The organism is Erwinia psychrophila (genome assembly GCF_039023475.1).
Lineage (GTDB): Bacteria > Pseudomonadota > Gammaproteobacteria > Enterobacterales > Enterobacteriaceae > Erwinia.
This window is the reverse complement of record NZ_JBCHVB010000006.1, coordinates 26,231-39,765: the sequence shown is the minus strand read 5'-3', so window position 1 is coordinate 39,765 and position 13,535 is coordinate 26,231. Positions and strand designations below refer to the sequence as shown.

Annotated in this window: 11 protein-coding genes, 6 tRNA genes and 1 other RNA gene; 7 read left to right on the top strand and 11 right to left on the bottom strand. The window is 54.6% G+C overall.

Going from position 1 to position 13,535, the window contains the following annotated elements; all coding sequences use genetic code 11:
- Positions 1 to 14 precede the first annotated feature (14 nt).
- Both ligA and AAH446_RS14695 read left to right on the top strand, forming a co-directional pair.
- Positions 15 to 2,033, top strand: a complete 2,019-nt coding sequence (ligA, locus tag AAH446_RS14700) for an NAD-dependent DNA ligase LigA (protein ID WP_342907430.1) — start codon at positions 15 to 17, stop codon at positions 2,031 to 2,033.
- 1 nt (position 2,034) lies between these two features.
- Positions 2,035 to 2,250: a DUF3820 family protein gene (locus AAH446_RS14695; RefSeq protein WP_342907429.1), complete on the top strand. Its 216-nt coding sequence runs from the start codon at positions 2,035 to 2,037 to the stop codon at positions 2,248 to 2,250.
- 2 nt (positions 2,251 to 2,252) lie between these two features.
- On the opposite strand, the gene AAH446_RS14690 is transcribed toward AAH446_RS14695, so the two are convergent.
- Positions 2,253 to 3,275 carry a bile acid:sodium symporter family protein gene (locus AAH446_RS14690; RefSeq protein ID WP_342907428.1) on the bottom strand — a complete coding sequence of 341 codons (1,023 nt, stop codon included), beginning with the start codon at positions 3,273 to 3,275 and terminating at the stop codon, positions 2,253 to 2,255.
- A gap of 94 nt (positions 3,276 to 3,369) precedes the next feature.
- Between AAH446_RS14690 and AAH446_RS14685 the strand changes: the two genes are divergently transcribed.
- A complete protein-coding gene (locus AAH446_RS14685; RefSeq protein ID WP_342907427.1) occupies positions 3,370 to 4,290 on the top strand; it encodes a LysR family transcriptional regulator in 921 nt (306 codons plus the stop codon).
- Between the two features lie 355 nt (positions 4,291 to 4,645).
- On the opposite strand, the gene AAH446_RS14680 is transcribed toward AAH446_RS14685, so the two are convergent.
- The 5 genes from AAH446_RS14680 to AAH446_RS14660 all read right to left on the bottom strand — a co-directional run bounded on the left by AAH446_RS14680 (position 4,646) and on the right by AAH446_RS14660 (position 5,192).
- Positions 4,646 to 4,770: non-coding RNA, RtT sRNA (locus AAH446_RS14680), on the bottom strand.
- A gap of 29 nt (positions 4,771 to 4,799) precedes the next feature.
- Positions 4,800 to 4,875, bottom strand: a tRNA-Lys gene (locus tag AAH446_RS14675).
- Between the two features lie 4 nt (positions 4,876 to 4,879).
- A tRNA-Val gene (locus tag AAH446_RS14670) sits at positions 4,880 to 4,955 on the bottom strand.
- 34 nt (positions 4,956 to 4,989) lie between these two features.
- Positions 4,990 to 5,065 (bottom strand) — tRNA-Val (locus AAH446_RS14665).
- Positions 5,066 to 5,116: 51 nt separating this feature from the next.
- Positions 5,117 to 5,192 (bottom strand) — tRNA-Val (locus tag AAH446_RS14660).
- A gap of 274 nt (positions 5,193 to 5,466) precedes the next feature.
- Here AAH446_RS14660 and gltX point away from each other — a divergent pair.
- Entirely contained in the window at positions 5,467 to 6,882 is a 1,416-nt protein-coding gene (gene gltX, locus AAH446_RS14655; protein WP_342907426.1) for a glutamate--tRNA ligase, read from the top strand.
- A 74-nt stretch (positions 6,883 to 6,956) separates the two neighbouring features.
- Here the strand turns inward: gltX and AAH446_RS14650 are convergent, their stop codons facing one another.
- Both AAH446_RS14650 and AAH446_RS14645 read right to left on the bottom strand, forming a co-directional pair.
- Positions 6,957 to 7,316 carry a YfeC-like transcriptional regulator gene (locus tag AAH446_RS14650; RefSeq protein ID WP_342907617.1) on the bottom strand — a complete coding sequence of 120 codons (360 nt, stop codon included), beginning with the start codon at positions 7,314 to 7,316 and terminating at the stop codon, positions 6,957 to 6,959.
- 154 nt (positions 7,317 to 7,470) lie between these two features.
- Positions 7,471 to 8,259: a formate/nitrite transporter family protein gene (locus AAH446_RS14645; RefSeq protein ID WP_342907425.1), complete on the bottom strand. Its 789-nt coding sequence runs from the start codon at positions 8,257 to 8,259 to the stop codon at positions 7,471 to 7,473.
- Between the two features lie 420 nt (positions 8,260 to 8,679).
- Between AAH446_RS14645 and AAH446_RS14640 the strand changes: the two genes are divergently transcribed.
- Together AAH446_RS14640 and AAH446_RS14635 are read left to right on the top strand one after the other, a co-directional pair.
- Positions 8,680 to 8,755: transfer RNA gene (locus tag AAH446_RS14640), tRNA-Ala, on the top strand.
- A 45-nt stretch (positions 8,756 to 8,800) separates the two neighbouring features.
- Positions 8,801 to 8,876, top strand: a tRNA-Ala gene (locus AAH446_RS14635).
- Positions 8,877 to 9,120: 244 nt separating this feature from the next.
- Here the strand turns inward: AAH446_RS14635 and AAH446_RS14630 are convergent.
- On the bottom strand, positions 9,121 to 10,308 hold the full coding sequence (locus AAH446_RS14630) for a NupC/NupG family nucleoside CNT transporter (protein WP_342907424.1): 1,188 nt from the start codon (positions 10,306 to 10,308) through the stop codon (positions 9,121 to 9,123).
- Between the two features lie 363 nt (positions 10,309 to 10,671).
- Between AAH446_RS14630 and AAH446_RS14625 the strand changes: the two genes are divergently transcribed.
- On the top strand, positions 10,672 to 11,916 hold the full coding sequence (locus AAH446_RS14625) for an Nramp family divalent metal transporter (protein ID WP_342907423.1): 1,245 nt from the start codon (positions 10,672 to 10,674) through the stop codon (positions 11,914 to 11,916).
- 51 nt (positions 11,917 to 11,967) lie between these two features.
- On the opposite strand, the gene AAH446_RS14620 is transcribed toward AAH446_RS14625, so the two are convergent.
- Both AAH446_RS14620 and mgrA read right to left on the bottom strand, forming a co-directional pair.
- The gene (locus AAH446_RS14620) at positions 11,968 to 12,327 is read right to left on the bottom strand and encodes a DUF2502 domain-containing protein (RefSeq protein WP_342907422.1); all 360 of its coding nucleotides are present in this window, start codon (positions 12,325 to 12,327) and stop codon (positions 11,968 to 11,970) included.
- Positions 12,328 to 12,493: 166 nt separating this feature from the next.
- Entirely contained in the window at positions 12,494 to 13,483 is a 990-nt protein-coding gene (mgrA, locus tag AAH446_RS14615) for an L-glyceraldehyde 3-phosphate reductase (protein WP_342907421.1), read from the bottom strand.
- Positions 13,484 to 13,535: the final 52 nt, after the last annotated feature.

Genomic DNA, 13,535 nt, shown 5'->3' with positions numbered 1-13,535 from the left:
GCTATGGTGCCGCTATGCAATCCTTACAAGACAAAATTATCTCTCTGCAAACCACCCTTCGCCATCATGAATATCAGTATCACGTACTGGACGCACCCGAAGTGCCTGATGCGGAATATGACCGTTTGATGCAGGAGCTGAAAGCGCTGGAAGCCGACCATCCGGAGCTGATCACGCCGGACTCCCCCACGCAGCGCGTTGGGGCTGCGCCGCTGAGCGCGTTTGAGCAGGTTCGCCACGAAGTGCCGATGCTTTCGCTGGATAACGCCTTCGATGAACAGAGCTATCTGGCATTTAACAAGCGCGTGCAGGATCGCCTGAAAAGTACGGATGAAATCACCTTCTGCTGTGAGCTGAAGCTGGACGGGCTGGCCGTCAGCCTGCTTTATGAGAACGGCCTGCTGGTCCGGGCGGCCACGCGCGGAGATGGCACCACAGGTGAAAATATTACCGCTAACGTGCGCACTATACGCGCGATCCCTCTCCGCCTGCAGGGCGAAAATATTCCCGCCAGAGTAGAGGTTCGCGGTGAGGTTTTCATGCCCCAGGCGGGCTTTGAAGCGCTGAATGAAGAAGCCCGCCGCACCGGCAGTAAAGTCTTTGCCAATCCCCGCAACGCGGCGGCAGGTTCGCTGCGGCAGCTCGATCCGCGGATTACGGCAAAGCGTCCGCTGACGTTCTTCTGCTATGGCTTCGGGCTGCTTGAAGGGGGCGAAATGCCGCGTACCCATCATGCCCGCCTCCAGCAGTTTAAGGCCTGGGGACTGCCCGTCAGCGATCGTATCCGGCTCTGCCATACCCCGGAAGAGGTGCTGGCTTTTTACCGCCAGGTTGAGGCCGATCGCGCCACGCTGGGGTTTGATATTGACGGCGTGGTGATCAAGGTTGATTCGCAGGATCTGCAGGACCGGCTTGGCTTTGTGGCCCGCGCGCCGCGCTGGGCTGTCGCTTTCAAGTTCCCGGCTCAGGAACAGATGACCTGGGTACGTGATGTCGAGTTTCAGGTTGGGCGGACCGGGGCGATTACGCCGGTGGCCAGACTGGAGCCGGTTCAGGTCGCCGGCGTGATGGTCAGCAATGCCACGCTGCATAACGCCGATGAGATTGACCGGCTTGGGCTGCGCATTGGCGATCGTGTGGTTATCCGCCGCGCCGGCGACGTCATCCCGCAGGTAGTCGGCGTGGTGGAGTCAGAACGCCCGGCAGACGCGCGTCAGGTGGAGTTCCCGACGGCCTGTCCGGTATGTGGTTCAGACGTGGAGCGCGTGGAAGGTGAGGTGGTGGCGCGCTGTACCGGCGGTCTGATTTGTGGCGCGCAGCGTAAAGGCGCCCTGAAGCATTTTGTTTCGCGACGCGCGATGGATGTTGATGGCCTTGGCGACAAGATTATCGACCAGCTGGTGGAAAAAGAGTATGTCAAAACGCCGGCGGATCTCTTTACGCTTACCGCGGGCAAGCTGACCGGCCTTGACCGCATGGGACCCAAGTCGGCGCAGAACATTGTTAATGCGCTGGAGAAAGCGAAACAGACGACGCTGGCACGTTTTCTTTATGCGCTGGGTATCAGTGAAGTCGGCGAAGCCACTGCGGCGAATCTGGCTGCCCATTTCGGCTCCCTGGAGAAGATTATTGCTGCCGATCTGGAGGCGCTGATCGCGGTGCAGGATGTAGGTAAAGTAGTTGCCAGCCATATCCGTAATTTTATGGATGAAGAGAGCAATCTTGAGGTTATCCGTCAGCTGATTGAGATGGCAGGTATTCACTGGCCGACGGTGGAAGTGGTGAAGCCGGAAGAGATAGACAGCCCCTTTGCGGGTAAAACCGTCGTACTGACCGGCTCGCTGACGCTCTTATCGCGGGATGAAGCGAAAGACCGGCTGACGGCGCTGGGCGCTAAGGTAAGCGGCAGCGTATCGAAGAAAACGGACCTGGTGATAGCGGGCGAAGCCGCCGGGTCGAAGCTGGTGAAGGCGCAGGATCTGGGGATTGAGATCATTGATGAAGCAGAGATGATCCGCCTGCTGGGAGAGTGAAATGGAAAAGGAACACCTGATTGAGATTGCCAATACGCTAATGCCCTTCGGCAAGTATAAGGGCTGCCGGCTTATCGATCTGCCGGAGCCCTATCTGCTCTGGTTCGCCCGCAAAGATGAGTTTCCGCAGGGGCATCTGGGGGAGCTGATGCAGCTCACCCTGGCGATCAAAGTTGAAGGACTTGAGGGGCTGGTGAAGCCCCTCAAAAAAGCGTGATTTTATTTCTGCGATGGCGTACTGGTGGTCGTTTTACCTTCCTCTGACGCTTCTGCTGCCAGCTTCAGTCCCGCGTTTTTATAACGCTGGGCCAGCATAGAACAGACCATCAGCTGTACCTGATGAAAGATCATCAGCGGCAATACGATAATGCCCACGGCCGCTGATGGAAAAAGAATGTTCGCCATCGGGACGCCGTTCGCCAGGCTTTTCTTGGACCCGCAGAAAAGAATGGTGATCTCATCGGCACGGTTAAAGCCAAACAGGCGGGATGCCAGCAGATTAATCAGCAGCACAATAAAGAGGAGCCCCAGACTTCCTGCCACGATATACAAAAGTGTTCCCGCGCCCACCCGGCTCCAGATACCGTTCACCACCGCTTCACTGAAGGCCGAATAGACAACCAGCAGGATGGAAGCCTGGTCCGTCTTGCCGATCAGCCCACGATGCCTTTCCACCCAGCCCGCAATCCAGCGGCGGGAAAGGTGCCCGAGCACGAAGGGCAGCAGCAGCTGCAACATGATTTTTCCAATCTGCTCCAGGCCACCATTGGCGGCATCGCTGTGGATATCCATCACCAGGCCGACCAGCAGCGGGGAGATAAACACGCCCAGCAGGCTGGATGCCGAAGCGCTGCACACGGCGGCGGCAACGTTACCCCCAGCCAGCGATGTCAGGGCGATGGCGGACTGTACCGTGGCGGGCAGGATGCACAGATAAAGAAAACCGGTGTAGATATCGGCACTGACCGGCAGGGGATGCCACCAGGCAAACAGCAGGCCGATAGCGGGGAAAAGCACAAAGGTGCTGAACATCACCCAGAGGTGAAGCCGCCAGTGGCCGCCGCCAGCAATAATTTTTTCACGGGAGAGTTTTGCCCCATGCATAAAAAAGAGCAGGGCGATGGCGGCCATGGTCAGCCATTCAAAAAACGCCACGAAATGGCCGCGTGCGGGCAAAAAGGTCGCCAGCAACACGACCAGTATTAGCTTAACCATCATGGGGTCGAGGCGAAGAAAGCGCATTGTTAATATCCGGCTAAAAAATCGATGGCCTATTGTGCGCCGGGCGTGTTTAGAAATAAAATTGATTTATTGAATTTATATATGAATGAATCAAATGAATTACACGCTTCGCCAACTTCGCGTATTTGTCGCCGTCGCCCGTCAGGGCAGCTTCAGTCAGGCAGGGCAGCTGATTGGGCTGAGCCAGTCGGCGGTCAGTCACAGCATCAAAGAGCTGGAGAGTGAAATGGGGATCCGGCTGCTTGACCGCACTACGCGGGAGGTGCTCCTCACTGAAGCGGGCGAGCAGCTGGCGAGCAGGCTTGAGCGTATGCTGGAAGAGCTGAATACAACTCTGCTTGATGTCCGCAGCTACGGGCAGCAGCGAAGCGGCACGGTAAGAGTGGCCGCCAGCCAGACTATCTCGGCGCATCTGATGCCGCAGTGCCTCGCCGCCAGTCAGCTCCACTTTCCGGAAATTAAAATCATGCTGCGCGATCGACCACAGCAGTGGGTTCTGCAAAGCATCCGCAATGCGGAAGTCGATTTTGGCATTGTTATTGGCCCGCTGGCGGCGGAGGACTTGCAGTGTGAGGCGATTCTGGATGAGCCCTTTTTACTGCTCTGCCGTCAAGACGATCCGCTGGCCTCGGCGCGAACAATACGCTGGCAAATGCTGAATCATCGCCCGCTGGTTTTGCAGGATTACGCGTCGGGCAGTCGTGTTCTGATTGATGAAGCGCTGCGTTTGCAGCAGGTGCAGGCGGAGATCGTGCAGGAAATAGGGCATCCGGCAACCCTTTATCCGATGGTGGAAGCGGGGATCGGCATCAGCATTCTGCCCGCGCTGGCGCTGCCGCTGCCGCAGGGAAGGCCGCTGCTGGTCAGGCGAATGGAGCCGGAAATCAACCGCACTATTATGCTGGTGCGGCGTAAAAACCGATCTCTTACGCCTGCGGCGGAGGTTATCTGGCAGGAAGTGCGGCAGCAGGCGGCTCTGCTGACGCAGCAGCGGCAGATTTCACCCGATTTCTAAATGTAGAGTTCCAGTGCGTTAACCGTAGTTGGGCGGTTAACGCCGTCGGCCATTATCCCCTGTGAGACTGCTTTTTAGGCTTCCTGTTTTTCCTGCGTCTTTTGCGCCTGCTGCTGTTCAACCTGGGCGATCTGCGCCTGAATCATCTGGATCTGGCCCTCAATCAGCTGCTGTTGCGCTGATGATGGTTGACATTATTTTCTCCGTTAAATCAGTCCGGTAGGGTTATCGGATAGAGGGCGGGACGCTTGATGAGGAGTAACAGAAAATAATACAAGGGGAAGGAGATGCAAGCAGGTCTGAACCCTGCCGATTTTGCATAGCAAAAAGGCGCCTTTAGGGCGCCTTTCTACATTGGTGGGTCGTACAGGATAACCCGGCTAAAGCCTCGCCCTTCGGGTCGTTGCCTGCGGCAACGCTGTCTCCCTTTGGTCGACTCGACCTGCTGCAGGTCCGAATCCTGCCGATTTTGCATAGCAAAAAAGCGCCTTTAGGGCGCCTTTCTACATTGGTGGGTCGTGCAGGATTCGAACCTGCGACCAATTGATTAAAAGTCAACTGCTCTACCAACTGAGCTAACGACCCGAAGTGGTGGGTGATGACGGGCTCGAACCGCCGACCCCCTCCGTGTAAAGGAGATGCTCTACCAACTGAGCTAATCACCCACTTCGGTACTTCATTAAGAGCTGTTGTGCAGAATGGTGGGTGATGACGGGCTCGAACCGCCGACCCCCTCCGTGTAAAGGAGATGCTCTACCAACTGAGCTAATCACCCATTCTGTACACTCTTGGGTACTGCTTACACTGCGGAGCCACTTGTTTAGAGTGGTGGGTGATGACGGGCTCGAACCGCCGACCCCCTCCGTGTAAAGGAGATGCTCTACCAACTGAGCTAATCACCCCCGCTGTGTGGAGTCGCATTATAGGGATCGCTGGAAATGAGTCAACGCTTTTTAAAACGAAAACGATCGTTCGTCTTAATTTTAAACAAGATGTTGGGGTTTTGCGCAGAAACGCGGAAGGCGCGCCGGGTTTTCCGGCAAAGGCAACAGGTAAGCGGGGGAATGCCGTTGAGGATTCGTCCCCAGGTGATAGAATGTTGCCCACTTTGTTCAGGTCTTTATCAGACCTCCCCCGGCGATGGCCGAATCTGATAGCGTAATAAGGCAGCTGTTAATGAAAATCAAAACCCGCTTCGCACCCAGCCCGACTGGCTACCTGCACGTTGGTGGCGCCCGTACCGCGCTGTACTCCTGGCTGTTTGCCCGCAATCAAGGCGGCGAGTTTGTGCTGCGTATAGAAGATACCGATCTGGAGCGTTCCACCCAGCAAGCTATCGACGCCATCATGGACGGTATGAACTGGCTGAGCCTGGACTGGGATGAAGGTCCCTGGTATCAGACGAAGCGCTTCGATCGTTATAACGCGGTCATTGATGAAATGCTGGAAGCGGGCACGGCCTATAAATGCTACTGCTCAAAAGAGCGTCTGGAAGCGCTGCGTGAAGCGCAGATGGCCAATAATGAAAAGCCCCGTTATGACGGTCACTGCCGTGACAGCCATGAACACCATGCTGATGATGAACCTTGCGTGGTTCGCTTCCGTAATCCGCAGGAAGGTTCTGTAATTTTCGATGACCAGATCCGTGGGCCGATTGAATTCAGCAACCAGGAGCTTGACGATCTGATCATCCGCCGTACGGATGGTTCACCGACCTATAATTTTTGTGTCGTGATCGATGACTGGGATATGGAAATCACCCATGTCATCCGCGGTGAAGACCATATCAACAATACGCCTCGCCAGATTAATATCCTGAAAGCGATAGGCGCTCAGGTGCCCGTTTACGCGCACGTTTCAATGATCCTGGGCGACGACGGCAAAAAGCTTTCCAAACGCCACGGTGCCGTTGGCGTCATGCAGTATCGCGACGATGGCTATTTACCGGAAGCGCTGCTGAATTATCTGGTGCGTCTGGGATGGTCACATGGCGATCAGGAGATTTTCAGCATTGATGAAATGAAAAAACTTTTCGATCTGAATGCCGTCAGCAAGTCCGCCAGCGCATTCAATACCGAAAAGCTTCTGTGGCTGAACCATCACTACATCAATACGCTGGCGCCGGAATATGTGGCGACGCAGCTGCAATGGCATATCGAGCAGGAAAAAATTGATACCCGCACCGGTCCTGAGCTGGCGCAGCTGGTCAGGCTGCTGGGTGAACGTTGCAAAACGCTGAAAGAGATGGCTGCCTCATGCCGTTATTTCTATGAAGAGTTCGACGAGTTCGATGCGGATGCGGCGAAAAAACATCTCCGTCCCGTTGCCCGCCAGCCGCTGGAAGTAGTGCGGGATAAACTTAACGGTATTACCGACTGGACGGCTGAGAACGTTCATACCGCTATTCAGGCCTCAGCCGATGAGCTGGAAGTCGGAATGGGCAAAGTGGGCATGCCGCTGCGCGTTGCGGTGACCGGTGCAGGGCAGTCACCTGGACTCGACGTGACCGTCCATGCGATTGGCAAAAGCCGTTCGGTGGCGCGAATTGAGAAAGCGCTGGGTTATATTGCGGCGCGTGAAGCACAGCAGTAAACCTGACTTTCTTTCTCTTCTCTAAAAACAATGCCAGTCAGTAAATGACTGGCATTGTCCCTCAGGGCCAGTTTTTACTTTTCGCCTCGGGTGATGTCCAGCCGCGTCAGTAGCCCTTGTATACCTTCACGTAACAGCAATGAGTACAACTTTTCCTGTTCGTCGGCGCTCATCTGCTGAAGAGAGGTCATAAGCAGAGCGGGGAGTGAATTCTGTGTGACCCGATAGGTGGCGATGGGCTCGGCGGCATGCCGGGTAGACTTAAGAAAAGCCTTCACGCGTTCATCAATAAAGATCATTCGCGCTTTTCCGCCCTGTACGCCGGGCTTGGGGGCGGTCGTCCATTGTTCTTTCTTGACCCATTTATTAATGGTCTGACGACTGAAACCCGTTTCCTGCGCCAGTTCTTCTGGCGTTAACCATTCCTTTTTCATCATGCAATTCCTTTTTGCCGTTGTACGTAACACGAACATATTACAGCAAATTGTTGACTGAACAACTAACAGGAACCAGTAACAGGAAGGGCGAAGAAAGGAATAATGCGCGGTGGGGAAAGAACCCTCTGCCTGAACGACAGAGGGAAAACGATTAGCGTGACGCCGGAGCTACCTGCACCTGAGGCCGGTAGGCCATATAGTAGGCCAGGCCAACAAATACAGCACCGCCCACGGTATTGCCTAAGAAGACGGCAACAAAGTTTGGCAGATATTGCATCCAGGTCAGCTCACCCGCGAAAATCGCCGCAGGGATAATGAACATATTTGCCACGACGTGCTGGAAGCCGATCGCCACAAACGCCATAACCGGGAACCACATACCGAAGATTTTGCCCATCATATCTTTACTGGCGAAGGCCAGCCATACCGCGAGGCAAACCAGCCAGTTGCAGCCGACGCCGGAGATAAATGAGTGCAGGAAATCAGCGTTAACTTTCGCTGACGCAATAGCAACGGTTTTCTTCAGATAGTCGCCTTCGGTCATGCCCAGCATGTGGCCAAAGAACCAGGCAACGGCAATGCTGCCAAGGAAGTTAGCGATGGTGATCCAGAACCAGTTACGCAGGACGCTTAAGCCGCTGATCTGGCGGGCGAACCAGGCTACTGGCATCGTCATCATATTGCCGGTGAGCAGCTCACCGCCGGCCAGGATCGTCAGAATAATCCCTACCGGGAACACCGCCGCGCCCAGCAGGCCGCCGAAGGAGCCCCAGTCAGCAGGCAGTTTATTGATAACGTGCAGATCCAACAGGAAGCCGGTGGCGATGAAAGCGCCCGCCATAAAACCAAGGATAAGCAGAGTGGAAATAGAGTGTAGACTTTTTGCGACGCCTGACTGAATAGCGATCGCTGCGATTTCTTTAGGTGAATGCAAGGACATAGTAGCTCTGTTTCTGGTGTAGTAATTGTTAAAATAAAATGGCCGACTTCACCGCACGGAACAGACACGCATCCAGCGCTGGCAAGGGTCGGCCTTCAAAAGCGCGGGCAGTTTTGCACGAGAAATTAACAAAAACAAGTTTAATTAGCGCACTAATTAACTGCTTATTTACAACATTGCCTGGCACGTATGGTGGGTGTAGCCACATTGTTGTGAAATTTATGTCACAGCGCCATTTTATTCCCCTTAAGCGCTCTCCTCAGGGGATTTCTGCTAACGAAAAAATCCGCTAAAGAGCTATTTCTTCAGCGCACTGGCGGCTTTTTCAGCGGTTGACCGCAGATTGGCAATTTGCCGTTGACACCAGCGGCGCCGTTTCATATTATCCCCGCCGTCAAGACGACAAAGGTTTTTCGGCTCGGGGGTATAGCTCAGCTGGGAGAGCGCTTGCATGGCATGCAAGAGGTCAGCGGTTCGATCCCGCTTATCTCCACCAAATTTTCACCAGACGATTTGGCGCGAAAAACCGGTTTTTTGTTGTGGGGGTATAGCTCAGCTGGGAGAGCGCTTGCATGGCATGCAAGAGGTCAGCGGTTCGATCCCGCTTATCTCCACCAATCACTTCTTCTGTTCATTCGCCGTCCGGCAAAATTAATTATCCTTTTTAAACGCTGTCCTGTTCCTGCTGCATTCACTGTGCCTTCTGTCGCGCTAATTCTGAAAGTGCGTGCGTTAGCTGTCTGCGTCGGTCTGTATTGGCGTCCTTCAGCCTGAGACGAGCAGCTTCTGGTCGCCACGGGCATAAAAAAGGCGAACCTCATGAGGTTCGCCTTAGACGCTATATGTGACCGGGGAAGGGGATTAGCCCAGTACCAGGCCCGCAATAGATGCAGAGAGTACGCTGACCAGCGTGGCGCCGTACAGCAGCTTAAGCCCGAAGCGGGAAACAACGTTACCCTGCTCTTCGTTCACGCCCTTAATCGCACCGGCAACGATACCGATTGAGGAGAAGTTAGCGAAGGAAACCAGGAAGACAGAGAGAATGCCTTCCGCACGCGGTGAGAGCGTTCCGGCAATTTTTTGCAGGTCCATCATCGCCACAAACTCATTTGAAACCAGCTTGGTGGCCATGATGCTGCCAACCTGCAACGCTTCTGCGGAAGGGACGCCCATCATCCAGGCAAACGGATAGAAGACATAACCCAGCACGCCCTGGAAGCTGATGCCGAACAGGGTATCAAACAGCGCGTTCACCGCAGAGATAATCGCGATAAAGCCGATCAGCATGGCGGCGACAATGACCGCAACCTTGAAACCTGCCAGGATATATTCGCCCAGCATCTCAAAGAAGCTCTGTCCTTTTTTAATGTTGTCCAGCTTCAGATCGTCCTCATGCTCGATGCGATAAGGATTAAGCAGTGAGAGAACGATAAAGGTACTGAACATGTTCAGCACCAGCGCGGCGACCACATATTTCGGCTGCAGCATCGTCATATAGGCGCCGACAATAGACATAGAAACGGTGGACATGGCGGTCGCGGCCATGGTGTACATGCGACGTTCGGACATTTTGCCGAGAATATCTTTATAGGCGATAAAGTTTTCTGACTGTCCCAAAATCAGCGAGCTTACCGCGTTAAAAGATTCCAGCTTACCCATACCGTTGATTTTTGACAGTACTGTTCCGATTAAGCGAATGACAACAGGCAGAATGCGGAAATGCTGTAAAATACCAATCAGTGCGGAGATAAAGACGATAGGGCAGAGGACATTGAGCCAGAAGAAGGCAAGTCCTTTATCACTCATATTGCCGAAGACGAAGTTTGTGCCCTGGGCGGCAAAACCAAGCAGCTTGTCAAACAGACCCGCAAATCCCTGTACGAATCCAAGGCCCACTTCCGAGTTCAGGAAGAACCAGGCGAGAAGAACCTCAATGACCAGAAGCTGTATGATAAAACGTACGCGAATGTTTTTGCGATCCTTGCTGACCAGTAAGGCCAACAGGGTGATCACCACCAGCGCCAAAGCAAAATGCAAAATGCGGGACATGATTGCTCCAAATTTGAAGGCTGTTATATTTCGCTGCACATTCTATGTAACAAAGAGCGGAAAAACGAGATCTATGCCTCAATATAACAATTACCTATCGGCTCAGGCCTCAGATTTCACGATTTGCTCACATCCTGTCAAAGTTTAAACATCTCTTCTCCCTTGTAGACGCTTATTTTATCACCTAAAGTGAAAAAGGTTGCCGGGTTTACGGGCGTGACGTACCGTATCTCATAATATAGCCTTTGCTATACTTGTTAGCTTTAGCTATCACAACGATAGCTACCATCCATTCAGGCGAACTTGATAATCATTCTCATTTAAAAGAGAATGGGTCAGACAGTTACGATCAGGGGTATCACTATGTTTGAAGGCCGTGCCACGGAAGCAAGGGTCCGCGGTTCACGTAAAATTAAGCTCTCGCTAATGGGGCCAGCCTTCATTGCGGCTATCGGCTATATCGATCCCGGCAACTTTGCTACCAATATTCAGGCCGGGGCCTCTTATGGCTATAAGCTGCTGTGGGTGGTGGTCTGGGCGAATGTGATGGCGATGGTCATCCAGCTGATGTCCGCCAAACTGGGTATTGCCACCGGCAAAAACCTGGCTGAGCACATACGTGACCGCTTCCCGCGTCCTGCCGTCTGGTTTTACTGGGTGCAGGCGGAGATTATTGCGATGGCGACCGATCTGGCTGAGTTTATCGGCGCGGCGATCGGTTTCAAGCTTATCTTCGGCGTAAGCCTGCTGCAGGGTGCTGTGCTGACCGGCGTGGTGACCTTCCTGATCCTGATGCTGCAAAGCCGGGGGCAGAAACCGCTTGAGCTGGTTATTGGTGGCCTGCTGCTATTTGTGGCCGCCGCCTACGTAATTGAACTTTTCTTCTCACAGCCCAAGGTGGTCGATCTGCTGCAGGGAATGGCGGTGCCTTCGCTGCCGGGGCCTGATGCGGTCCTGCTGGCCGCTGGCGTGCTGGGTGCGACCATTATGCCGCATGTGATTTATCTGCACTCCTCGCTGACCCAGAGTTCAGCTAGCGGCTCGCGTGCGGAGCGCTACTCCTCGACCAAGCTGGATGTGGCGATAGCCATGACCATCGCCGGCTTTGTCAATCTGGCGATGATGGCGACGGCGGCTGCGGCCTTTCACTTCAGCGGTCATAGTGGCATAGCCGATCTGAACGAGGCCTGGATAACCCTGGATCCGCTATTGGGCCGGGCGGCAGCGCTGGTCTTTGGGCTGAGCCTGCTGGCGGCGGGCCTCTCTTCAACGGTGGTCGGGACGATGGCAGGCCAGGTCGTGATGCAGGGCTTCATCCACATCCATATTCCGCTTCTGGTGCGCCGGGTGATCACCATGCTGCCTTCCTTTATTGTGATTATGGCCGGCTGGGAGCCAACGCGTATCCTGGTTATGAGCCAGGTCTTACTGAGTTTTGGCATTGCGCTGGCGCTGGTGCCGCTGCTGGTCTTTACCGGAAACGCTGAGCTGATGGGCGATATGGTCAACTCAAGGCTGATGCAAACGGTGGGGAAAGTTATCGTAGTGGTGGTGGTGGCGCTTAACTTTTATCTGCTGGTCGCGATGGCGATGGGCATGTCGATATAGCCCTGTTTCTGCTGCGTAAAAAAGCCGACTCTGCGTCGGCTTTTTTGATTGTCAGTGATGATGACCGCGATGGTGATGACGCTCCCGTTCATGATGGTGCCATGCCCGCTTACGTTCCCGCTGGTGCCATCTGCGCTCGCGCTCCCATTCATGCTGGCGACGCATCTCCTGATGACGCTGCCACTGTTCATGACGCCACCAGCGGCCCTGATTGTACCGGTAGTGATTGCGCCAGTAGCGGGCATCGCGCCAGTGACCACCGTCCCAGTAGCGACCATGATGATCCCGATCGCCCAGATGCAGGGTGATACCGGGAGCCAGAGTGATCCTTGCGCTGTCGGCCTGTGCTGTGTGCATCGCCAACGGGGTGAAGCTTGCCAGCAATGCGGCAATAAATAATAAAGCTTTCATTGGATCTCCTTATCAGCGGCACTGCTGTACCGCTGTGGGATCGAGATTATAAAGAGATCGCTGCCGTTTCGCCTGGCGGAGTCTGAAAAGCGCGCTGCGGGAAGGGCCGGAAGGAGATTTGAGATTTATCCGTAAGATGCCCGCCGCAGAAGGCGGCGGGCATTGTTCAGGCAAGGATCGCGTCGATGCGATCCAGCTCAGCCTGGCTGAATTCGCGGTTGGCGAGCATCCCGGTAGCATCATCGATCTGGCTGGTTTTACTGGCGCCAATCAGCACTGACGTCACGCGATCGCCGCGCAGGATCCAGGCCAGCGCCATCTGGGAAAGTTTCTGTCCGCGCTGCTGCGCCAGTTCGTTAAGCTGACGTACCTTCTCCATTTTCTCTGCGGTCAGCTGATCGCCGCTGAGGAACTTGCTGCCGCTGGCCGCCCGGGAGTCTTCCGGGATGCCATTCAGATAGCGATCGGTCAGCACGCCGCCCGCCAGCGGTGAGAAGCCGATGCAGCCTACGCCTTCTTCCGTCAGCACATCCAGCAGCCCTTCCTCAGGCGTCCGTTCGAACATGGAGTATTTCGGCTGGTGAATAAGACAAGGAGTGCCCAGCTCTTTGAGAATAGTGATAGCTTCCTGCGCACGCTGTGCCGGATAGTTTGAAAGCGCAATGTAGAGCGCCTTGCCCTGGCGAACAATATGGTCCAGCGCCATCATGGTCTCTTCCAGCGGCGTTTCCGGATCCGGACGATGATGATAAAAAATATCCACGTAGTCCAGATTCATGCGTTTCAGGCTCTGGTTCAGGCTGGCAATCAGATACTTACGCGAACCCCAGTCGCCATAGGGTCCGTCCCACATGGTATAGCCCGCTTTTGAAGAGATAATCAGCTCATCACGGTAGGGCAGAAAATCTTCGCGCAGGATACGGCCAAAATTCTCTTCTGCCGATCCGGGTGGCGGACCGTAATTATTGGCCAGATCGAAATGAGTGATACCGTTATCAAAAGCGTGGCGGAGCAGGTCGCGACTGGTATCCACCCGGGTGCTGTCGCCAAAGTTGTGCCACAGCCCCAGTGAAATGGCGGGGAGCTTGAGCCCGCTTCGCCCACATCTTCGGTAAGGCATGCGCTGATAACGTTTTGTATCTGCCTGATAAATCATAGATAAATCCTGTGCAGTAGGGAGGGGGGAGTAAAGGAAGCATAGCAGTGTA